The following is a 20,708-nucleotide window of genomic DNA, read 5'->3' as shown; positions in this document are numbered from 1 at the left end:
TTCTTTAGGCTTTCGAGGCTTCGATCATCTTCAATATGGGGCCGAAAACGCGCAGGGCCACATCAACGAAGGTGTCGTTCAAAGGATCGACGCCGCGAAAGGCCGTTCGAACTGACGGCCGATACGCATCCCCCTGTTTCTTGTACTCGTCCTTCCAGGCTTTTCCGCAAATTTGCGCCGGGGAAGCCGTCGCCGACGCTTTGCCGCTCTTTTCGGCATAGGCCCAACTGGATTCAGGAAAGAACGGCAAGGGGCGCTGATGCCCTACGCGCCAGAGCTCAACAAGATCCGCCAAGTGTTTGTGCGGATCGTCCACGGGAGTCAGCCGAAAGACACCATCTTTCCCCGTGCCGATGTGAACGCTTTCCAGAAGAATGCCCGAAGGGTGAACGGCGCACAGAGCCAGATGCCGAATCCAAAGTCGCAGACGGTCTTTGGCCTTGATTTTTGCCGGGCGGTAGACCAAACGGCCTTTTTCCGTCACGTCCCGAAGCCAGCCTCGAATACGCACCCCACCAGCGGGCACATCCACTTCCACTGGAGGTCGCAACGTGCCTCGATAATTCGCCACCTTACTAGCCATGTCCTGAACCAAGAGGCATGTGACCTCAAAAAGCAGATTTCCCGCAACCCCGTGCGGCAGCCATCCACGGCCGTGAACGCGCCGTTGTATCTCACGCGGATCCTCGTCTTTGAGCAGACCGCCAAGGATTTCGTCCGCCAGCCAATACCGTTCCAAGGCGTTGAGCTCAAAAGGCTCCTCGTCTTCAAGGGCGTCTTCTTCTGAGGAAAGGACCATGCCCAGCCGTTTTTCAAGAAACCAAGCGCAGGGGTCTTCAAAGAAGCGAAGGAGGTCTTCCAAGGCCACTTCGGCGACGTCCGGCGCATTGAGGGGTAAGTCTTGATCCACAAAAGGCGGAACGCTGGGCTGTTCCACAGCCTGCACGGCCTGAAGCCACAGGGGGTCGTAGGAAAAGAGTCGCTCATGGACGCTGTTGAACAGGCGAGGACTGAAGGGTGGCAAAGGATGTTCCAGGACGATGGCGTCCCTGATGGATTCATTGCTGGTGCGATAACTCTGCTCAAGATAGTCCAGCAATTCCGAGACCACCACCGACGGCACCTTGAGACTATTGTCTCGAATGTCTCGCCCGATGTAGCTGACATAAAAGACGTTCCGTGCCGACATGAGGGCTTCCAGAAAAAGGTAACGGTCTTCCGGCCCACGACGCCGGTCTCCCGGCCGAGGGTTCTGGGCCGTGAGGTCAAAGGGAGGTAGGCGGTCTGAGCGGGGAAAATCGGCGTCATTCATGCCCAGAAGGCACACCACGCGGAAGGGTATGGCGCGCATAGGCGCCAGGTTGCAAAAGGTGATGCCACCCGAAAGAAACCGGCGCACGTTGGGCGACTGGGCGAGGATGTCCTCCAAATGATTGCGCACCACGTGGACGGAAAGGGGCTGCGTACAACCGGCGTTTCGCGCAGCGGTGGCAAAGGTGTCCAAAGCCCGACGAAAGCGACGGAGGGACGCCTCTGCATCGGGATGAAAAAAATCGTCCACAAGAGCGTTGCCACAGGCGCGCCATTCTTCTGGGGTCTTGGGAACGCGAAGCGTTTTTCGCCATCGGGCTACCATGTTCACAAGGTCGTGCAGGGCACCCAGCCAGTGAGCCTCAGAAGCTTCCACGTCGGGGTAGGAAAGCACACCCGCGCAAAAGATTTCCCGAGGCGGCAAGGCGTAGCCGGCCAAAAGGCGGTCCAGACCAAAGCGCCACGTGTGCTCGTCGTTTCCCGGAAGCTCAAGCTCTTTCCGCATGCCCGCATCGAGCCCCCACCGTATGCCCGCCTCTCGAATCCACGTGCGCACCCGTTCCAGTCCCTCTTCGTCGAGCCCATAGCGGGCCGCGATAGCCGGCACTTGCATGAGCGAAAGAATGTCCGAGGCGGTGCAACGCCATTGAGGTAGGTGCAGCAGGTCCAGAATTTTCTGAAGCACCGGGTCTTCTTCCACAGACTTTCGATCCGAAAGGTTCCAAGGTAGGCGCGGATGGTCTCGAGTTCCAAAGACGGCTTCCACGTACGGGGCATAGATGTCAATGTTTGGTGCCATGACCACCACATCCTCGGGGGTCAGATGGGGAAGGGTTTCCAGAAGGTGCGCCAGATGGTCGTGAAGCACCTGAATTTCCCGCATGGGGCTGTGGCAGGCGTGCACTTGAATGGATGCCGTGCTCGAAAAAAGGGCTCGCTCTTTCGGGTCGTGGGTTCGGCGGTCCGTAAGGGTGAAAATGTCGTGTTGCACCGCTTCGAGAAGACTGCTCGGCTGAAAATCCTCAAAAAGGTCTTCGTGATGCCCGCCCAGCTCCTGTATGCGATTCAGAAGAAAACAGCCAGCCTGAGCCCACGAAGCCATCAAAGGCTGGGGGGTCACATCTTGATTTGTGCCGATGGAAAGATCCCCCCAGTATTCTCGGCTGGGGTTCAAAAAGTAGAGCGCGACGTCGATCCAGGAGGCCAGGGCATCAAAGACTTCCATGTGAACCGGTGCGATCATGGTCACGCCGAAAAGGTGCACTCGGCTCGGCAGCTTTCCGGTGAACCGTGGAGCGCATCCGTTCCGAACGGCCTTCATGAACAGGGCGTGCTTTTGGGCCATGTGCAATGAAGGACTTTCTTCAACCAGCCATCGCCACAAATGCGCCTGCCAGTCTGAACCGTTTCCGGCCTCCCATGAACGCAAGACGTCCTGTCGATACATCATGTAGCGGTCAAAGGCGGCGGCAATTTGTGCCGCCAGCTGATACCGTTTCTGGCCGGTGACATCGTCACCCATATAGCGCTGCAGTTCCTGCAATCGTGGATCTTGGCGGTGAGTGTGCAGGAGTCGAAAAAGGCGCCACGTGAGTTCGAGTCGGCCCCAGGGATCTTCGCCCTCCACGCCCGTGCTCGGGCCGGCAGGCCGCGGTCCCTCTATGGAAAGATCCGAACCTATAGGATCCGGTCTTTCCGAGAAAACGGTCCTATCGGCCGAAACCCGTTCCTTTGAATTCTGAGCGGATGGGCCTTCCCCGAGCCATGCGCTGTAGGCCAAATTCACCAAGGCCGCAGGCACAAGAAATTGGAGGTTGGCGGCGACGCCTCGGCGCAGCGCCAATTGATGAGTCAGCCATCGGGCCATGCCCATATCCTGGACCACGACCACCTCAGGGGTCATGGGGTCGACCAGGTCGTCGCCTGGGCGCTCTAGATCGTGAAGAAAGGCCTCAAAGAGTTTTTCCACTCTCTGGCTTTGAACGATACGCCACATTCACGAAGCTCCTCCGGTTTAAGGTCCGAGCCTTCCAATAGGGTGAATGTCGGTACCTTTTTGTTGGGGTCAAAGCCCAAAGGGCGCCGAACCGTTCGGAGCGAAACGAGCTTTTCAAAGTTTACGGACAGGGTACATCAAGCCCCTTTTGGAGGCAACTGGACACAAAGCGTCCTGAGAGAGTCTCTCTAAGGACGGGCTCGTGAGGGTTCACATAAGCTATGGGGGGTGTGGGAAAATAAGAAGGGGCGGCTTTTGGCCGCCCCCAAAGCCATGATCCATTCTCAGGTGAACATATTGATGCGGCAATGAACGGCATGCTTTAAATAGTCTTCCGCCGTTTGAATCTCGACGCCGTCGATGAAATCATCCAGCGACAGCCCCATCATGTCCACGGTCATCTTGCAGGCCACAAGCTTGATGCCTTCAAGTTGGGCCATTTCCAAGAGTTCTCCCAGGGAAGGGATCTGGGCGGCGTCCATCTTTTTGCGCATCATTTTGGTGGCCATGGCGGACATGCCAGGAATGGCGCCCATGGGACCCGGTGGAATGAATCGACATTTTTCGGAATAATTTTTGCGAATCACGTTAATACCCATGAAGGTGTAAAAAATGGTGGCTTCCATGCCCAATCGCACCGCGTTCAACCCCAGAATCAGAGAAGGGTAGGCGCCGTCCAGAGTGTCCCGGCTGCAAATGAAGGTGCACGACGTTTTTTCTTCCGGATTCTTTCGAGTCTCTTCCACCATGGAATTCCTCCTCCTTGTGCTTTGAGATGTGCCATCGATTTTGTCGAATCGTTCACCCCAAGGGTTCAGGGGCTTCGGGGTCCTGAGCGCACACGCATTGAATGATTTTCAGGACGCCGGGAAAAGCGATGCGGTAAAAAACCTGCGTTCCGTCTTTTCGCGAGGCTAAAACACCTCGAGATTTCAAGAGATTGAGCTGCTGGGACGTGTAGGATTGGGCTGATCCCAGGCTTTGACAGATTTCGGTCACGTTCTTTTCGCCATCTTCCAAGATTTGCAAGATACTGAGGCGCACCGGGTGCGCCACCGCTCGAAGCATTTCCGCCGCCTTTTCCAATCGTTCGTGTCGAATCGTCATCGCTACAGCCGCCTCCTTCCTTTATCATAAGGAGAAAAATTTGAATATGCTAATATTCAAATGAAACCGGACAGTCAAGGCTTTTTTGAGGTTTAATCCCTTGAGGGCTGCCTTAGCCAACGGCGAGAAAGCGCGGACGCACGCATTTTGCCAAAAGGCGATTTCAGGCGTGCCAACGGCACGCTCAAGGCCCGTCTTGGCTTTTTTGGGGTATTCTTGGCTCAACGTGCCGGGTGAGATTCCATGGAGTGCTGTGATTTACGCCGAGACTTCAGCTTGCTTTTTGAAAGAAAGCCTGCTGAAAAGCCCTCAATGAGAAGAGCCGTTATTGTGAGATGACGCTTTGAGATTTTCTCAGAATGCCCAGGGGGGCGATGCATTGTTCCTGGATTTTTTCTCTCGCCCACTCCACGCCCCGACGGTGGTGTTCCAGGTGAAGGGCCACCAGCGTGGAGGCCCGGTCGTGGAATTTGGCCTTTCCCCGGGTGCGGGCGTTTTCGATCAGGTTCCAGTCAAGCGATTTTTGAAATCGGCGAAAGGCTTTAAGGATTTCCGGAAACATGAGCCGAGTGAAGGGCCTTAGGAACGCCACATAAAAGGCCAGAGCTGCTCGGTTCTTCTCATAGATGACATGCTTGAGAAGGCCTTTGTCGTCGGTGTCGGCGCACAGGTCCTTAAGCACCCTGGCGTAGATTTCGATCGGCGAGTTGGGGTAAGTGGCCACGATGTCGTGCCAGAGCTGACCGCGAAAGGCTTCTTCGTGAACTTCTCCCAATTCATGATGGATCCATGCCTGCAGTTGGTTTTGGGCGATGGTTTGGAGTGCGTCGGCGTGCTGGGCTGGGTGTTGCGCCACGTGGGCCACATCCAGGCCGTAGGTGGCAAAGGCGAAGGTAAGGGCCGACCGAGCGGAGGGCCTCATTTCAAAGACCTGGTCCCACAAAAAGGAAAGCATGGGTTGACGGCGAATGTAAATACGGGCCCCTTGCCTCATGGCCGGTGTCGCAAAAACATCGCGAACCATTTCTTCTTCCACACAGTAGACCACGGCGCCGTCCATCTTCCTTGTCTCGGCGATCTTTCCAAGAAAAAAGGTAGGCCTCAAACCTTCCACGAAACCCGCGCCGTAGACCAAGCCCGAGCCGGCCAAATGGGCGTTGACGGCGTCCACGTCAAAGGGATCTACGGACAAGCCGTCCAAAATCAAAGGCTGAAAACCTTTTTCCATCAACAGATCCCAGGAGGATTCCCTGTGCTCGATCCATTCCATAAGCACGGAAGGTTCCGGTTCCGTCCAGGGCAGAAGTCCTGTTTCCCACTTGTACAATTCCCGAAGGCGTAGCACCAGGCCGCACAAGGAAAAAGTGCCGGCATAATTGGCTTCGGCGATGAGGCAATTGGTGCGAACCTGTTCTTGAAGTGCGGTGAAGTTTTCCATGGGCATGCGACTTTGTCCCGACGTATCCAATTCAACAGGTGTGACGGAAAACGGAACCGAGAGGCCCTTGAGCCAAGGGTCAAGACCTGAGGTGCCCATCCTCTCACGGTGGTGGCCTCTAGCCCGTTCAGCTGAGTATAACTCCAAAAAGAGCAAAGGAAACCCGCGGAACCGGCCGGTTTCGGAAGGCCCATTTGTTGAGGCACGAGGAGCGGGCCGGTTCCGCACCTATGCCGACTTGGCTTTTTAAGGGCATCATGAGGTGCTGTTCGGCGTTTGCCATTGTTCCCGTGAGGGCTGGCTTTGCAGGCCAATGGCAATCCCTGAGTCATCCAGGCAGCATCGTGGCCATGCGAGCGCAATTGACGTCCAGAGGCCATTGCAAGGAGCATTGCATGATCCATGACGCCGATTTTCAAAGGGTGCTGCACGCGTTTGGGTTGCTGTGGCGAGGGTATCGAAAGGTGCGAAAGGGGGCCAAGCGACGACTGGCCGCCTTGATGCAGGCGCAAGGCGTGGCTTCGGTGGACGATCTCTTGGAGCGCTGCCGTCATGACGCGAAACTTAGCGAAGACGTTCGGCGGGCTCTGGCGGTTTCCATCAGTCGATTCTTTCGAGACCAAAAGCTTTGGCATGTTTTGGAAAGGCAGGTCCTTCCCGGCATCGTGGGCTGGAGCGGGAAGACGGTACGCATCTGGTCGGCGGGGTGTGCTCGAGGCGAAGAGGTCTACAGCCTTAAAATCCTCTGGCACGAATGGGCCGCCGCGGGTGCGCCTCTGCCGAAGCTGGAGTTGTGGGCCACGGATTTTCACTGCGGTTTACTGGAAGAAGCCCGGCGTGGCGTGTATCAGCGGAGCAGCCTCAAGGAAGTGGACGCGGAACGTCAGGCGGCCTGGTTTCATGGCCAGACACAGGGTTTCTTTGCCGTCTCCGATCAGCTCAAGGAAGGCATCCTTTGGCGATGCCACGATATGTCCATTGAGCGGCCGCCGTCGGAGGGTTTTCATCTTGTGTTTCTTCGAAACAATCTTTTGACGTATTATGCACCGGCGGTGCAGCGGAAAGCCTTTGCCGCCGTGGTAGATTCCCTCGTGGAGGGAGGTTTCTTGGTTCTGGGGCGTCGGGAGAGGCCACCTGGGGGAATGTGGCCGCTGATTCCCTGTGCGGCGGACTCCCATCTTTTTCGAAAAGTGCCTTTTCGAAGCGAGTTTTCCTGACAAGGAGGTTCTTGTGAAAGTTACAGCCTATGGAGCGGCCGGATGCGTAACAGGTTCGTGTTTTCTGGTGGAAAATGAAAAGCGTGTCCTTGTGGACTGCGGCCTATTTCAAGGCGGCAAAGCTATGGATGCCTTGAATTGGGAACCCTGGCCTTTTGATCCGGCCAGTCTTCAGGCGGTGCTGCTCACCCATGCCCACATCGACCATAGCGGCCGTTTGCCCAAACTGGTCAAGGACGGCTTTCGCGGGCCCATTTACACCACGGCTCCCACGGCGGCCCTATCGCGCATTCTTCTTTTGGACTCCGCCCACATTCAAGAAATGGAAGCCGAATGGAAGACGCGCAAAAACCTGCGAAAAGGCCGCACCCCGGTGTCTCCTCTGTATACCACCGAAGACGCTGAAAAGACCATGACTCTCTTTCAGCCCGTTTCCCAGGACGAGGTCCTTTCCCTGTCCGAGACGGTTCACTTCAGGTTTCGAAACGCCGGCCACATTCTCGGAGCTTCTTTGTTGGAACTGTGGAGGGGCGACCTGAACCATGGGCTTAAGATCGTCTTTTCTGGCGACATCGGTCGCAAAGATCAGTTGATTGTCAAAGATCCGCAGCCCATTTTTGACGCCGATGTCTTGTTCATCGAGTCCACCTACGGAAACCGGCGGCATCGAAACTATGAGGAGAGCGTGGCCGAGTTGGCCGAAGCCATACGCTACAGCCATGAACATGGTCAAAAGGTTTTGATTCCTGCCTTTGCCGTGGAGCGCACCCAGGAAATTCTCTACGTCCTTGGACAGTTGTACCGAGAGGGGACCATTCCGCGCCTTCCGGTGTATCTGGACAGCCCTTTGGCCATTGCCGCCACAGAGATCTTTCGCCAAATGGTTCATGAGTTTGACGAGGAGACGCAGGAGATTCTTCGCCAGGGGCACGATCCTTTCAATTTTCCAGAGCTTGTGTTTTCTCGAACGGCCCAGGAATCTCAGGCCCTGAACGAACTCAAGGGGCCTGCCGTCATCATTGCCGGTAACGGCATGTGCACGGCTGGCCGGATTCTGCACCATTTGAAGCACAATCTGTGGCGCCGCGGCTGTTCCTTGGTCATTGTGGGGTACCAGGCCGAAGGATCCCTAGGCCGGCGCATCATTGAAGGGGCCAAGAGCGTCAGGATTTTTGGGGAAGACATTATGGTGCGAGCCAGGGTTTTTACCATCGGCGGGTTTTCGGCCCATGCGGACCAGGAGGAGCTTTTGCAGTGGCTTGCCCATTTCACCAACCCGAAACTGCAGGTGGTGGTGATCCATGGTGAAAAGAAAATCGCCACCACCTTTGCTGAGACGGTTCGCCGGCGATTGAGTTTGGAGACCACCGTGCCAGAACTGCGACAGACCTTGTACTTTGACGAGGCCGAAAAGCCCACCGCCGTGCCTGCGATGGTGCGTCCTCGCTGGGATGAGGTCCTTGCCGCGGTAGAGGCTCGAGTGGCCCAGGCTCGCCGTGGTGTGGATCTGTGGGCGGAGCGGTTGGATGCCGATGCCAGTGAGGAGCTGGAGGCGGCGGTGCGGGTTTTTGTGCGCACCCTGGAACGCTATACGGGAAAAGCCTAGGGAGCTAAAAAGGCGCTGGTGTGCAAAGGAGTGAGACGTGCAAGGGGAAGTGGAACGGTGGCTGAAAGACCGGCAACGAAAGATCTTGCAGGATCTTGTGGCACAAGCCCTTGAAAGTATTCCGGCATGGTGTCGGGATGCCGTGCGCGACGCTCTTTTGCACAAGGCGCACCTGCGCCGTTGGGAGCACGGTGGGTTTTACGCGGTGGTTCCCTTTGAAGATGGCTGGCTTCCCTTGGATCGAGCCGTCGTGCGCCTAGTGGAAGCGCGGGCCAAAGAAAGCGAGGGTGTCGACATGGAAAGGTCAGTGGGTGACAAGGTCATCATGCTTGTTCAAGGCGACATCACCGAAATGGAAACGGATGCTATTGTCAATGCCGCCAATGCCCAATTGGTTCTGGGAGGTGGCGTGGCCGGGGCTATTCGCACCAAAGGAGGGCCGGAGATTCAAGAGGAATGTGATCGCATTGGTGGAACCCACGTGGGAGGTGCTGTGGTCACCACCGGCGGGCGTCTTAAGGCCCGCTGGGTCATCCACGCCGTGGGACCTCGATGGGGTGAAGGCGACGAGGAGGAAAAGCTTCGACAGGCGACCCTGAATAGCCTGCGACGGGCCACGGAGAAAGGCATGCGCTCCGTGGCCTTTCCGGCTATCAGCACGGGGATTTTTGGATTTCCTAAGGACTTGTGCGCAAAGATCATGCTGGACACCGTGCTCCGCTTCCTGGCCCAGGAGGAAACCAGCGTGGAACGGGTGGTGTTTTGCCTCTGGTCGCCGGAGGATCTAAACCTTTTCCAAGAAACGCTGCAAGCCCTATGAGGCGTCGTGACCCGAGCGCCCATGGTCCGAGGCGAGTCGATGCACGCCGAAGCTATCCTCGGGCAAAAGAAGGGTCGCGGCGGACAGCAGGGCCTCGTAGTCGGCATCGGCAAGGGGAACAAGGCCTGTGGATGGGGCAAAGTGCACGATGGAACAGGTGCGAGGGTCAAAAACCTTACCGGCTTGCAGTATGGGCTGCGGCATTCGGTATCGAAATCCGAGCCCCAGGTCCAGGATGAGGTCCAGGGATTCTTCGTCTTCCAACAGAGCGACCATGAGGGTATTGCGGACAAAGGCACGGCCTCTAAGGTGTTTGGTGCCCAGGGTGTCTTTGTACACTTCGAGAACGCCTTCGGTGAGTTCAAGGGAACGCTTCAGTGGCGTCATCAAATAGGCGGCTTCGATGATGTACGTGCCCTCTCGAAAAGGAATGGATTGCGCCATGACCGGCTCCTGCCCGCACCGCGGGCCAATCTTCAAATTCAGGGGTTGGGGATGAGGTTTAGGTCCGATACCGGTGTAAACTAAAACAGACCAGAGCCTTTGGCAAGCGGTGCCATATTCCCTGAGCAGACCGCGAAAAAAATCCTGGGGCCACGGTTCAGCAAATGGAGGACAACGTGGACAACGGCGAACTCACCCGCATTCTCGCTACTCTACAGGCTAAGTACCGCACGGAAACGGTGAACGTGAAAATCGGGTCGGACCTTCTTCGAATCTTGCAATTGGCGGATTTTGAAGATTACGTGGGAAAATTGGCTCAAAAGGAGTACTTGACCTTGGAGGATCTTCCGTTGTGGGCCAAAGTCTGGGAAGCGTCTTTTGTCATGGCGTCCTACTGGGCGCATCAACCGGTTGTTCCAGGCCGGCGCATCCTGGAAATTGGGACCGGCATCGGCGTTCTTGGCGTCTTTATGGCTTCCAAGGGGCACCGGGTCACCCTGTCGGACATCAATGAGGATGCGCTGCTGTTCGCTCGAGCCAACGTTCTTTTGAACGGGTGCGAAGGGAATGCGGATGTGCAGCGAATCGATTGGAACGACACCTTTCTGGGCGAACCCTATCATGTCATTGTGGGTTCGGAAGTGGTCTACGACCGAGCCACTTATCCGGCGCTGGTGCGGTTTTTGGATCAGGCTCTTGTCCCCGGTGGCACCATCTTTCTTGCCAAAAACACCCAGCTTCAGGCTCCGGGCTTTTTTGCGGAGCTGGTGACACGGTTTGCCTACAAGGAAAAAATCATCCCATTTGAAGGCCACGACGAAATTTCGGGCGTTGCTCTCTATGCCATACGCCGTCGTGGAGAGACGACCTGCTCGTGAACCAAGGGTATAAGGTGTCGGGTATGCAGGAACCGGAGGCAACAACTATTTCCATACCATCGACGCGAGGGGCCATTCCGGCGGTGGTTCATTGTCCCTGTGAGTCCTTGGCTTCCACCGACGAGTCGGCCGGCGTGGTCCTCTGTTGCCATGGTCTTTTGAGCGCCAAGAACAGCCCCAAATTTTTGGACATGGCCGAAGCCCTGGCCCTGAGAGGACTCTGGGCCGTTCGGTTTGACTTTACCGGCTGTGGCGAAAACACCTCACGGTTCGGGGCAAGCCTTGTGGAAACCCGTTTGGATGATCTGGAGTGCGTGGTGGCGTGGGCTCGGTCCCGGCATCGGCCATGGGGCCGTAAAGCCGTTATGGGTCTTTTTGGATCCAGCCTCGGAGGCTTCATGAGCTACGTCTATTCGGCACTTTTCCCTGGTAAAGTGCAGGCTTTGGCCCTGTGGGCCGCTCCGGCTCGGCTGCAGGGAATCGGCGGCCATGCGAAGCCTCGGCCTGTGGAACTGGAGCGTACCTGGCCGCTCGCGCTGCCTTTGGGAACCCCCAGTGCCGTGGACGATCTTCCAGCCGTTCCCGACGTCCTCATTGTTCATGGCACCCATGACGAACTGGTTCCGTGGAATCATGCCGTGGATTATTACCGTTGTGCGGCGGAGGAAAAGCGGTTCATGCTCTTGGAAGGGGCCGATCACCGGTTAACCGATTCTGAAGCTCGAGCCATGGCATCCAAAGCGACGGTTACCTGGTTTTTCAGCAAACTTATGACGCCTGCAGAAAGTGCGGAAAAACCTTAAGGGGTTCTCTCCAAAATGGGCGAACGCATGGGCCGGTGAGGCGGCGCGCCTCCGGCACCGTGGCACGAGGCATTGCGTTTCTGGAGCGGGATACATGCCGCTGCATGGATTGATTCATCAGGATTTTGTGGCCCTTGACTTTGAAACGGCGACCACCGACCGCAACAGCGCCTGTGCCGTGGCTTTGGTCAAAGTCCAGAATGATGGCATTGTTCATCGTGCCTTTCGACTCATTCGTCCACCCACTTCAGAGTTTCGTTTTACCCATATACACGGAATCACCTGGGCGGATGTGCGCCATGAGCCAACCTTTGAAGAAATATGGCCCGAACTGGTTCAGCTAACGGACGGCGCCTTTTTTTATGCGGCCCACAATGCTGCTTTTGACCGATCGGTGCTGCACGCCTGTTGCAAAACCTACAACCTTTCCGTTCCGCAAACGCCTTTCGTGTGCACCATGCAGTTGGCTCGACGCTGTTGGCGTCTTCGTCCGACGAGACTCCCTGATGTCTGCCGTTATCTTGGAATCGACCTGCAGCACCATGATGCGGCTTCGGATGCCGAAGCCTGCGCCCGCATCGTGCTGGCCGCACGAAGGGATGCTCTGTGACGCGAGCAATCAGACCAGGGTTTTCGTCCGAAAATCTTCACCTCGAGAACCTGTGTGCGGCGGCCTATAGCCTTCTTGACATGGCCGGATTCGGTAGGGATAGTTTTCAAAAAACCTTGGTAAGAATCTTGATAGGAAAAGGCCATGTCGGTAGCTGCGAAGAAACGGGCGGTTTATGAGGATCTTTGCGGCCTGCCGGAAAACGTCGTGGGCGGAATCATCGACGATGAAGTGTTGACGGCCCCTCGGCCGAGCCGCGTCCATGCGGCGGCCGCTTCGCGCATGAATGGGGAAATCATTCCGGCCTATGATTTTGGGCGCGGGGGCGGTCCGGGCGGTTGGGTGATTCTCATGGAGCCGGAAACTGCTTTGGGAGAAAACATTGTGGTGCCGGATCGGGCGGGCTGGAAAAAGGAAAGGGTTACCAGTGCAGGTGCCACACAACTGGATTTCCGTGGTTCTCCACTGGATTTGCGAAGTGCTTTCTTCCGCCACGGCCGTTCGAGACCAGGTCGTCAAGATGCCCCTTTATGCCCGCCACGGCGTGAAACACTTGTGGCTTTTAGACCCGACCTTCGCACTCTGGAAGTGTTTGTGCTGGAAAATGACCGTTGGGTGGTGGCCGGCGCGTTTGCCCAATCGGCAAAGGTGAGGGCCGAGCCTTTTATGGACCTGGAATTGGACTTGTCCGTGCTTTGGCTGTCATGAACGTTCAGAATGATGTGATCGCGCTGGACTCCTGCGTGGCAAAGGCCCAGGGGGAACCACCTGAGCTTAGGTTGCCATCATAGTTTTTCGAAGCCTTGTGGCCGTGTGGTGGGCGGCGCGCAGAGGCTCAGGAAGACGGTATCGGCCCAGACACCGTTCCACGAGCCAAAGGGCCGAATTGCAGTCGGCCAAATGGCCTGGAGAGATGTAGAGAGGTTTGACGCCCGTTTTGGAACGATACACATATCCGACCTGGGTGCCGTCAAGCCACAGGGGCTGGCGTGCTCCTCGCTCGGCCTCCAGAGGCTCATGATTTCCGCACAACCGCGTCTTGGCACATCCCACGGTGGGTTTTTCCAGAAGAATCCCTAAATGGCAGGCCAGGCCGAAGCGCCGTGGATGGGCCAGACCTTGGCCATCGCACAAAAAAATGTCCGGAGGGCGGCGAAGCTGGGCGTAGGCCTTGAGCATTGCTGGAATTTCACGGAAACTCAAGAGTCCCGGCACATAGGGAAACCGAATGGCCGACTTCACGTGCACGGATTCCAAGGGCTGAAGCGTGGGCCAAGAGAAGGTGACGATCACGGCGATGAGCTGGTTGGTTTCCTTGATGTAGGAGAGATCCGCCGCGCCAAGAACGGAAAAGACCGCCGGCAGAGGGCGCAAAACCACCCTGCCGGCCAATTGTTCCTGTAGTTGACGTGCTTCTGAGGGGGACAGGCGATCCACGATGCCTTGCATTCCTTATGTGCACCGAGAAAACCCACAGGCTCGGCACACGATACATCCCCCGTCGTATTCCACAGAGGCGCCACAGTCGGGGCAGGCTCCCATCTCCTGCAATGCCGAAGCCACGTTGGCCTGGGCGTGCCTGTTTAACACCTTGGCAATGGCGTCGGTGCAGGAAAGGATTTGTTCGCCGTTTTGCCAAATGGGCGATGGGCATCGAATACCCATGAGCTGCCGAATGATGGCTTCAATGCGCACGCCGGAGCGCAGGGCCAGCGAAATGAGGCGGGCCGTGGCTTCAATCTGCGAATAGGCGCACCCTCCCGCCTTGCCCATCTGCGCAAACACTTCACAGAAGCCGTATTCGTCACGGTTGATGGTCACGTAGAGTTTCCCACACCCGGTATTGATCCGCTCCGTTGCCCCGATGGTCTTGTCCGGTCGAGGTCGAGGTTCAACCTGTCGGAATTCCGCCTTTTTCTGAATGTTCAACACCTGCATGTCTCGACTGCCGTCCCGATAGACCGTCAGACCCTTGCACCCGGATTTAAAGGCTTGAAAGTAAGCCTTCTCAATGTCTTCGGGCGTGGCGCTGTTGGGAAAATTGATGGTCTTGCTGACGGCGTTGTCTGTATATTTCTGAAAGGCCGCCTGAATACGAATGTGCCACTCGGGGCTGATGTCGTGAGCCGTGACAAAGACGCGACGCACATCTTCGGGGATCTCGGAAAAGGCTTGAAGGCTTCCTCGCGTGGCGATTTTTTTCATGAGGTTTTCAGAGAAGAATTTTCTTTCCCGAGCGACCTTTTGAAAAAGCGGATGCACTTCCAGCAGTTCCTCACCATCCAAAACCTTTCGCACAAAGGTGATGGCGAACACGGGTTCCACGCCACTGGAACACCCCGCCAAAATGCTGATGGTTCCCGTTGGCGCAATAGTTGTCGTGGTGGCATTCCTCATGTAAGGCCAAGCGCCCCCTGCGTCTGGGTCATAGATGGAACCCTTGAAGTTGGGAAAGTTGCCCCGTTTTTTGGCCAGTTCCGCTGAGGCTTCCTTCGATTCCCTCTGAATGAAGCCCATAACCTCTTCGGCCATGGCCACGGCTTCTTCGGAGTTGTAAGGAATACCCAAGGCCATGAGCATGTCGGCAAAGCCCATGATGCCCAGGCCGATCTTGCGATTGGCCAGGGTCATGTCACGAATGCTGGGCAGAGGGTATTTGTTCACGTCGATGACATTGTCGAGGAAATGCACGGCGTGCCAGACCACATCCTTGAGGCGCTCGTAGTTCACGGCTCCGTCTTGCACCATGTGCAGGAGGTTGATGGAGCCGAGATTGCACGATTCATAGGGCAAAAGGGGCTGTTCGCCGCAAGGGTTGGTGCTCTCAATGGACCCCACGTGGGGCGTGGGGTTGTGTCGGTTGATGGCATCGAGGAAGATAACGCCGGGTTCTCCGTTCTTCCACGCCGACTGCACAATGGAATGGAAAACCTTTCGGGCCGACAACGCCTTGACGCGAGCGCCGGTGCGCGGGTTGATGAGGTCGTAGTCCTCATCGTTTTCCACGGCGCGCATAAAGGCATCCGTCAGGGCCACGGAAATGTTGAAGTTGGTGAGCCGGTCGTTGTCATGCTTGCACGTGATGAACTTTTCGATGTCCGGGTGATCGACGCGAAGGATGCCCATGTTGGCCCCACGGCGCCGGCCCCCTTGCTTGATGGTGTCCGTGGCCGAATCAAAAACGGTCATGAAACTCACCGGGCCGCTGGCCACGCCGTTGGTGCTCTTGACCACGTCACCTTCCGGGCGGAGGCGCGAAAAAGAAAACCCCGTACCCCCACCGCTTTGGTGAATCTTGGCGGCATACTTGACGGCTTCAAAGATCTCTTCCAACGAATCCCCCACGGGAAGGACGAAGCAGGCGGAAAGCTGGCCCAGTTCGGTTCCGGCGTTCATCAAGGTCGGGGAATTGGGAAGAAAGTCTAGAGATGCCATGAGGTCGTAGAACAGTTCCGTGGTTTCGGCCACTTCCCTTTCCGTCGCCCCATAAACCGCATCCGCTTCGGCGATGGCTTTGGCCACGCGCCGAAAGAGCTCTTCCGGCGTTTCCACAGGTTCTCCCTTGGGCCCCTTTTTCAGGTAGCGCTTTTTCAGAACCACAAGAGCGTTCGGGCTCAGAGCAACGGCACGTCGAGCTGCGGAGCGCTTGGTGCGTTTCATGGTGAGTTCTTCACCCCCTGCCGATCGTTGCAGAGAATCCTTGGCCTCTTCTGACACGGCGGCGTTCATGGCTCGTTCATCCGTCATGACTTCATAACTCCCTTGAGCGGTTCGGAAAAGATGGGACGCTTTTCGACAGCCTTGAATCCCCCCAGGGTTCATAGACGAAGCATTCTATGCCGGGATGTTCCCCTTGGCAAAAGAGAAGAACTGATGCATCCCAAAGGCTTAGAAACAGCTACTGAGTTTCCCATGGAAAATCCATTTGCGTTTTTGCGGGTGCCCTTTTTGTGACGAAAAAACCACCGAAGTTGCCAATCGGCCACGCTCCCTTTTTGCGCCAAGACCATTGCGCCGTGGGACAATCAAAGGTATTGTCGGTCTTGAGTTTGGATCAGAAGCCGGATTGAAGAAAAGGTTGCCACGCACCCAATGGATGAGATCATGGATCCAGTTCGACCTACCGGCGGATGGCTCATTGATACCCATGCGCATTTGGATTTTCCGGAACTATCCACGGACCTTGACGGGGTGTTTGCCCGGTGCCGTGCCGCGCAGGTGGCCGTGATCGTCACCATTGGCATTGACGCCAAGACCAGTCGTACGGCCGTGGAACTCAGTCGCCGCTACCCGCACGTGTACGCCACCGTGGGTCTTCATCCCCATGGAGCTCGACGGCTTACCGATAAAGAACTGCGCGATTTCGCCGACTTGGCCGCCGAGCCCAAGGTGGTGGCCATCGGTGAAATGGGTCTGGACTACTACAGAGACAGGCAGCCTCGGGAGACGCAAAGAAGGTGTCTGGAGCAGCAGTTGGAGCTGGCTGTCCAATGCCAAAAACCCGGCGTGTTTCATATTCGTGAAGCCCATGAGGATTTCCTTCGACTCGTGAAACCCTATGTGGCCCGCTTAAAGCCCAGTGTTCTTCATTGTTTTTCCGGGGATTGGAAGATGGCCGTTCGCTGTCTGGACCTGGGATTTTACTTGTCCATTCCGGGAACGGTCACCTACAAGAACGCTCAAGAGCAGCAAAAGGTCGTGCGCATGGCGCCTTTGGACCGCCTGTTGGTGGAAACCGATGCACCCTTCCTCACGCCGGTTCCCTTTCGAGGAAAGCCCAACGAGCCTGCCTACGTGCGCTACACGGCGGAAAAGATAGCCGAGCTTCGCGGCTGTTCCCTTAAGGAGGTAGCTGAAGCAACCAGTGGCAATGCGCAAAGAGTGTTCGGGTGGACTTTCTGACCTGGCCGGGTTTTCGCTTGCGCTTCGGTGCGTGCGCGCCGCCCCTGTGCCCCCTGTCGCGGTTGTCCCAAGAAAGGCCTCACGGCGTGGGGCCCCTTAAATCCTTCAACGGTTGTCAAGGGATGGAACACAAAGCGATGCCCCTTTATGTTGTGCGCGAGCCTTTGGTGCTGGCCTCCGGATCGCCAAGGCGAAGGGAGCTTTTGGCCCAAATAGGCTTGGATTTTCAGGTGCGTCCCAGCTCAGCGGAGGAACCTTTTATGGGTTCTCGGCCTGCAGAAGGGGTTCGAAGGGCTGCGCTCCTTAAAGCGCGCTCCGTCGCGCTGCAGGAAGGGGCATCGTGGGTCCTTGCGGCGGACACCATTGTGGTTTTGGGAGGCCATATTTTCGGCAAACCATCAAGTCCCGAAGAGGCCAGGAACATGCTGCACTTCCTTGCCGGCAGAAGCCACGAGGTCTACAGCGCCGTCTGTCTGATGCGGGCGGATCGAGGCTTTTGCCGGCTGGAAATTGTGCGCAGCCGCGTGGAGTTTCGCGAGGTGACAAATGCGGAAATTGATGCCTACGTGCGCACAGGTGAACCCATGGACAAGGCTGGCGCCTACGGTATTCAAGGGTTAGGGGGAGCCTTTGTGCGAGCGGTCTACGGCTCCTACACCAACGTGGTGGGCTTGCCCCTCGCCGAAACCCTTGGAATGCTCCAAAAAAACGGGGTCATCGCGCCGTGCGTTGAAGAAGGCCCTGGGCCCGCATTGTAGCGGCATGCGCGACTAGGAGAAGGTTTCCGGGAGCGTGAGCATCTCGCCCGCTTTTTGTGGGCCATAGACGGGCGCTTACAGGCCATGGGCATCGTTGACGGAAAAGGCTGTGTTCTCGCAGTCTGCAAATCCGTAGGGTGGATCTCTGCCGCACCGCCGTGCCGGTCAAGTTTACTGTTTTAGGAACGCCGTAGGACCCGACAAACTCACGGCGCCGCCGCCACTTTTCCGTTGTTTAAAGAGGCGAGCCATGAACGATATCGAGGCCAATCTTTCCGCGATACTTCATCAAATGGAACAAGCCTGCCGACGCTGCGGCCGGGACCCGCACAGTGTTCGGCTCATCGGCGTCACCAAACAGGTTTCCGTCGAGAAAATACGCCAAGCCGCTGCGGCCGGGCTTCGCTGTTTCGGGGAAAACTATGTTCAGGAAGGCATCCGCAAGATTGAGGCCCTCTCCGACCTATATTTGGAATGGCACTTCATCGGCCGCCTGCAGACCAACAAGGTGAAACATGCGGTGCAAAGGTTTTCCTGGATTCACACGCTGGATCGCCTGTCCCTGGCCAGGGAACTGAACAAGCGTGCGGGAAACCTAGGCCACAGGGTTTCCGTGCTCTTGCAGGTGCATTTGGGGGATGAAGAAACCAAGGGGGGTGTTGCTCCCGACGAGTTGGAAGCTTTGTTTGACGAGGCGCAAGCCATGGAATGGCTAGAGGTGCGAGGCCTGATGGCTGTGCCCCCTTACTTTGAAGATCCTGAGGCGGTCCGGCCTTTTTTTAGGAACCTGCGTCAGTGGCTTGAAAGGCTCCGGCTTAAAGCGAGCCATCCCGAACGCATGACGGAACTTTCCATGGGCATGAGCCACGATTTCCATGTGGCCATTGAAGAGGGTGCGACAATGATCCGCGTGGGCACGGCACTCTTCGGCCCTCGAACTAACAGGGCCTGAGGCACCGCTCGGCAGGCCGCTTCGGCGCCAGTGCCTTGGCCATCGAGTGGATGGATCTCATGAACACGCCATGGTCTTGATCAAAAGACGGGCGAAGCACGCTCGAGGACGGAGCCGTCTGAGATGGTCATGGGCGAAGCGAAGCATTGAAGCACAGTTGCTGCTGGCGGCGTATTTCCGCCAAGGCCACCGCGGTGGCAACGGAGGCGTTGAGGGATTGCACAGGGCCTGTGCCTGGAATTTTGACCAAAAAATCGCACGTCTTTTTCACCAAGGGGCGAAGCCCCGTCCCTTCGCTACCCACCACCAAACCCACTGGCATGGTGTATTCCAAGTCGTAGATGGACAAGCTACCCTGGACATCAAGCCCCACCATCCAGTAACCCACGGATTTGAGCTGTTCCATGGCCCGAACCAGATTGGTGACCTGGACTACCAAAAGATGCGCCAGGGCTCCCGCTGACGCTTTAAAGACGGCTCCGGTAACCGGCACGGAGCGGTCCTTGGGAAGGATCACGGCGTGAGCTCCTAGAAAGCAGGCGCTGCGCACAATGGCGCCCAAATTGTGCGGATCTTGAAGGCCGTCCAGCACGAGAAGGGGCCGCTTGTGCGCTTCTAAACGTGTGAGGAGGGTTTCCAAGGCCTCGTAACGAAAAGTTTTGAGCCGTGCCGCCAACCCCTGGTGGTGCCCATGGCCAAGGAGATTGGAAAGGTCGCGGCGTTCCATGACAGACACCGGAATGTTATGGGCTTGAGCCAATTGAAGGACGACTTGAGCCCGTGGATCATCACGGCTGCAGTAAATTTCCATGACGTCTTTCGGGTGCGCCTTCAAGCACTCCCACACGGGATTGACGCCGTAGATCCACAAGGCCTCTTCGCCGACGTCTCGCGAAGGTTTTACCCGAGGGCGGCGGTTTTTTGAGAGATTTTTCGCCATGATTCATGCCATGGCAGGAGATTAAAAAAACGCCAAAAAAGGCGCCAGGACGCCGTGAGCGCGAAGACGGGCGCAACGGGAGGCGCGAATGATCGCCACCACATCGGCCACGGCCTCCTCCAGCACATCGTTCACGATGATGTAATCGTACCAGGGAGCTTCCCGAATTTCCTCCTGAGCCGCCTTCAAGCGCCGTCGAATCACTTCCTCTGCATCCGTGGCACGGCGGCGCAGCCGCTCGGCCAAGGCGTCCATGGAAGGGGGTAGAATGAAGAGCGTTGTGGATTCAGGGACGGTGGCCCGGACCTTTCGAGCCCCCTGAACGTCGATTTCCAGCAGGACATCCAGGCCTTGAGCGAGCCAAGCTTGGACGCGGTGCCGGTCGGTTCCGTAATAGTTTCCGTAGACCTTGGCCCATTCGAGAAATCTCCCTTCTTCGATGCCCTTTTCGAAAGCTTGGTGGGATAAGAAGTCATAGTCGACGCCATGGATTTCCCCGGGGCGCGGTGGGCGCGTGGTGCAGGAAACCGAAAAGCGAAGACGTCGGTCCTGAGCCAAAACGGCCTTGACGATGGTGCTCTTGCCCACGCCCGACGGTGCCGAAAGAATAAACACGTGCCCGCGAAGGTCTGGCGCCATATCATTTTCCGCTCTTGGACGTCGGTCCATCCTTTTGCCCTTGGTCGTGCAAAAGCCTTTGGGCGATGGTTTCCGCTTGAACTCCGGACAAAATCACATGGTCACTGTCCGTGATAATAATGGCGCGCGTGCGACGCCCCATGGTGGCGTCAATAAGCTTGTTGGCTTGTTTGGCGTCTTCCTTAAGTCGTTTCATGGGCGCTGAACTGGGCGACACGATGGCCACAATGCGGTTGGCCACCACGGTGTTGCCAAACCCGATATTAAGCAGCTTAATGTCCATAGTC

The 20,708-nt window shown here is 56.9% G+C and carries 20 protein-coding genes; 10 read left to right on the top strand and 10 right to left on the bottom strand.

Translation table 11 applies throughout. The features are described from left to right. Window positions 1–4: 4 nt before the first annotated feature. The 4 genes from recC to EDC27_RS04810 all read right to left on the bottom strand — a co-directional run bounded on the left by recC (window position 5) and on the right by EDC27_RS04810 (window position 5,858). Window positions 5–3,307, bottom strand: coding sequence for an exodeoxyribonuclease V subunit gamma (gene recC / locus EDC27_RS04830; protein WP_123289471.1), 3,303 nt, complete (start codon window positions 3,305–3,307; stop codon window positions 5–7). Window positions 3,308–3,591: 284 nt separating this feature from the next. Beyond that, window positions 3,592–4,056, bottom strand: coding sequence for a DsrE/DsrF/DrsH-like family protein (locus EDC27_RS04825; protein WP_123289470.1), 465 nt, complete (start codon window positions 4,054–4,056; stop codon window positions 3,592–3,594). 52 nt (window positions 4,057–4,108) lie between these two features. Then, window positions 4,109–4,414, bottom strand: coding sequence for an ArsR/SmtB family transcription factor (locus EDC27_RS04820; protein WP_123289469.1), 306 nt, complete (start codon window positions 4,412–4,414; stop codon window positions 4,109–4,111). A gap of 325 nt (window positions 4,415–4,739) precedes the next feature. After that, window positions 4,740–5,858: an Sfum_1244 family protein gene (locus EDC27_RS04810; RefSeq protein WP_148045684.1), complete on the bottom strand. Its 1,119-nt coding sequence runs from the start codon at window positions 5,856–5,858 to the stop codon at window positions 4,740–4,742. A gap of 389 nt (window positions 5,859–6,247) precedes the next feature. Between EDC27_RS04810 and EDC27_RS04805 the strand changes: the two genes are divergently transcribed. From EDC27_RS04805 to EDC27_RS04795, 3 genes are read left to right on the top strand one after another with little or no spacing between them, the layout of a single operon-like run. Next, window positions 6,248–7,069: a CheR family methyltransferase gene (locus tag EDC27_RS04805; RefSeq protein ID WP_170161590.1), complete on the top strand. Its 822-nt coding sequence runs from the start codon at window positions 6,248–6,250 to the stop codon at window positions 7,067–7,069. A gap of 13 nt (window positions 7,070–7,082) precedes the next feature. Beyond that, a complete protein-coding gene (locus tag EDC27_RS04800) occupies window positions 7,083–8,675 on the top strand; it encodes an MBL fold metallo-hydrolase RNA specificity domain-containing protein (protein ID WP_123289465.1) in 1,593 nt (530 codons plus the stop codon). A 37-nt stretch (window positions 8,676–8,712) separates the two neighbouring features. Beyond that, window positions 8,713–9,495 (top strand): macro domain-containing protein, encoded by a 783-nt coding sequence (locus EDC27_RS04795; RefSeq protein ID WP_245994267.1) that lies wholly within the window; start codon window positions 8,713–8,715, stop codon window positions 9,493–9,495. On the opposite strand, the gene EDC27_RS04790 is transcribed toward EDC27_RS04795, so the two are convergent. Further along, window positions 9,490–9,939 carry a hypothetical protein gene (locus tag EDC27_RS04790; protein ID WP_123289464.1) on the bottom strand — a complete coding sequence of 150 codons (450 nt, stop codon included), beginning with the start codon at window positions 9,937–9,939 and terminating at the stop codon, window positions 9,490–9,492. The genes EDC27_RS04795 and EDC27_RS04790 overlap by 6 nt on opposite strands. Before the next feature lie 164 nt (window positions 9,940–10,103). Between EDC27_RS04790 and EDC27_RS04785 the strand changes: the two genes are divergently transcribed. From EDC27_RS04785 to EDC27_RS17140, 4 genes are all read left to right on the top strand, one after another. Continuing rightward, window positions 10,104–10,817: a class I SAM-dependent methyltransferase gene (locus tag EDC27_RS04785; RefSeq protein WP_123289463.1), complete on the top strand. Its 714-nt coding sequence runs from the start codon at window positions 10,104–10,106 to the stop codon at window positions 10,815–10,817. Window positions 10,818–10,840: 23 nt separating this feature from the next. Next, window positions 10,841–11,620, top strand: a complete 780-nt coding sequence (locus EDC27_RS04780; protein WP_123289462.1) for an alpha/beta hydrolase family protein — start codon at window positions 10,841–10,843, stop codon at window positions 11,618–11,620. Between the two features lie 94 nt (window positions 11,621–11,714). Continuing rightward, window positions 11,715–12,230, top strand: a complete 516-nt coding sequence (locus tag EDC27_RS04775) for a 3'-5' exonuclease (protein WP_123289461.1) — start codon at window positions 11,715–11,717, stop codon at window positions 12,228–12,230. 144 nt (window positions 12,231–12,374) lie between these two features. Further along, on the top strand, window positions 12,375–12,938 hold the full coding sequence (locus EDC27_RS17140) for a hypothetical protein (protein WP_245994265.1): 564 nt from the start codon (window positions 12,375–12,377) through the stop codon (window positions 12,936–12,938). Between the two features lie 66 nt (window positions 12,939–13,004). Here the strand turns inward: EDC27_RS17140 and nfi are convergent, their stop codons facing one another. Further along, the gene (gene nfi / locus EDC27_RS04765; RefSeq protein ID WP_211334774.1) at window positions 13,005–13,667 is read right to left on the bottom strand and encodes a deoxyribonuclease V; all 663 of its coding nucleotides are present in this window, start codon (window positions 13,665–13,667) and stop codon (window positions 13,005–13,007) included. Between the two features lie 15 nt (window positions 13,668–13,682). Beyond that, window positions 13,683–15,890, bottom strand: coding sequence for a vitamin B12-dependent ribonucleotide reductase (locus EDC27_RS04760; RefSeq protein ID WP_123289681.1), 2,208 nt, complete (start codon window positions 15,888–15,890; stop codon window positions 13,683–13,685). 444 nt (window positions 15,891–16,334) lie between these two features. Between EDC27_RS04760 and EDC27_RS04755 the strand changes: the two genes are divergently transcribed. The 3 genes from EDC27_RS04755 (at window position 16,335) to EDC27_RS04745 (ending at window position 18,842) form a co-directional block, all read left to right on the top strand. Continuing rightward, window positions 16,335–17,132, top strand: coding sequence for a TatD family hydrolase (locus EDC27_RS04755; RefSeq protein ID WP_123289680.1), 798 nt, complete (start codon window positions 16,335–16,337; stop codon window positions 17,130–17,132). 137 nt (window positions 17,133–17,269) lie between these two features. Then, the gene (locus tag EDC27_RS04750) at window positions 17,270–17,890 is read left to right on the top strand and encodes a Maf family protein (RefSeq protein ID WP_123289679.1); all 621 of its coding nucleotides are present in this window, start codon (window positions 17,270–17,272) and stop codon (window positions 17,888–17,890) included. Between the two features lie 250 nt (window positions 17,891–18,140). Next, window positions 18,141–18,842, top strand: a complete 702-nt coding sequence (locus tag EDC27_RS04745; RefSeq protein ID WP_123289459.1) for a YggS family pyridoxal phosphate-dependent enzyme — start codon at window positions 18,141–18,143, stop codon at window positions 18,840–18,842. A gap of 127 nt (window positions 18,843–18,969) precedes the next feature. Here the strand turns inward: EDC27_RS04745 and rlmB are convergent, their stop codons facing one another. Genes rlmB through remA form a run of 3 tightly spaced genes read right to left on the bottom strand, consistent with a single transcriptional unit; the run spans window position 18,970 to window position 20,704 of the window. Continuing rightward, window positions 18,970–19,782, bottom strand: coding sequence for a 23S rRNA (guanosine(2251)-2'-O)-methyltransferase RlmB (rlmB, locus tag EDC27_RS04740; RefSeq protein WP_123289458.1), 813 nt, complete (start codon window positions 19,780–19,782; stop codon window positions 18,970–18,972). Between the two features lie 21 nt (window positions 19,783–19,803). After that, window positions 19,804–20,421, bottom strand: coding sequence for a guanylate kinase (gene gmk / locus EDC27_RS04735; RefSeq protein WP_123289457.1), 618 nt, complete (start codon window positions 20,419–20,421; stop codon window positions 19,804–19,806). A gap of 1 nt (window position 20,422) precedes the next feature. Beyond that, window positions 20,423–20,704: an extracellular matrix/biofilm regulator RemA gene (gene remA / locus EDC27_RS04730; RefSeq protein WP_123289456.1), complete on the bottom strand. Its 282-nt coding sequence runs from the start codon at window positions 20,702–20,704 to the stop codon at window positions 20,423–20,425. Window positions 20,705–20,708: the final 4 nt, after the last annotated feature.

Source organism: Desulfosoma caldarium (assembly GCF_003751385.1).
Classification (GTDB): Bacteria; Desulfobacterota; Syntrophobacteria; order Syntrophobacterales; family DSM-9756; genus Desulfosoma; species Desulfosoma caldarium.
This window is presented reverse-complemented; position numbering and strand designations above follow the sequence as displayed.

Coding starts and splice junctions, on each gene's coding strand:
- EDC27_RS04785 (WP_123289463.1), top strand. CDS start 10,104: ATGGAGGACAACGTGGACAACGGCGAACTCACCCGCATTCTCGCTACT.
- remA (WP_123289456.1), bottom strand. CDS start 20,704: ATGGACATTAAGCTGCTTAATATCGGGTTTGGCAACACCGTGGTGGCC.
- gmk (WP_123289457.1), bottom strand. CDS start 20,421: ATGGCGCCAGACCTTCGCGGGCACGTGTTTATTCTTTCGGCACCGTCG.
- EDC27_RS04755 (WP_123289680.1), top strand. CDS start 16,335: ATGGATCCAGTTCGACCTACCGGCGGATGGCTCATTGATACCCATGCG.
- EDC27_RS04820 (WP_123289469.1), bottom strand. CDS start 4,414: ATGACGATTCGACACGAACGATTGGAAAAGGCGGCGGAAATGCTTCGA.
- EDC27_RS04780 (WP_123289462.1), top strand. CDS start 10,841: ATGCAGGAACCGGAGGCAACAACTATTTCCATACCATCGACGCGAGGG.
- EDC27_RS04775 (WP_123289461.1), top strand. CDS start 11,715: ATGCCGCTGCATGGATTGATTCATCAGGATTTTGTGGCCCTTGACTTT.
- EDC27_RS04810 (WP_148045684.1), bottom strand. CDS start 5,858: ATGCCCATGGAAAACTTCACCGCACTTCAAGAACAGGTTCGCACCAAT.
- EDC27_RS04760 (WP_123289681.1), bottom strand. CDS start 15,890: ATGAAACGCACCAAGCGCTCCGCAGCTCGACGTGCCGTTGCTCTGAGC.
- rlmB (WP_123289458.1), bottom strand. CDS start 19,782: ATGGCGAAAAATCTCTCAAAAAACCGCCGCCCTCGGGTAAAACCTTCG.
- EDC27_RS17140 (WP_245994265.1), top strand. CDS start 12,375: ATGTCGGTAGCTGCGAAGAAACGGGCGGTTTATGAGGATCTTTGCGGC.
- recC (WP_123289471.1), bottom strand. CDS start 3,307: ATGTGGCGTATCGTTCAAAGCCAGAGAGTGGAAAAACTCTTTGAGGCC.
- EDC27_RS04790 (WP_123289464.1), bottom strand. CDS start 9,939: ATGGCGCAATCCATTCCTTTTCGAGAGGGCACGTACATCATCGAAGCC.
- EDC27_RS04805 (WP_170161590.1), top strand. CDS start 6,248: ATGATCCATGACGCCGATTTTCAAAGGGTGCTGCACGCGTTTGGGTTG.
- EDC27_RS04750 (WP_123289679.1), top strand. CDS start 17,270: ATGCCCCTTTATGTTGTGCGCGAGCCTTTGGTGCTGGCCTCCGGATCG.
- EDC27_RS04825 (WP_123289470.1), bottom strand. CDS start 4,056: ATGGTGGAAGAGACTCGAAAGAATCCGGAAGAAAAAACGTCGTGCACC.
- EDC27_RS04745 (WP_123289459.1), top strand. CDS start 18,141: ATGAACGATATCGAGGCCAATCTTTCCGCGATACTTCATCAAATGGAA.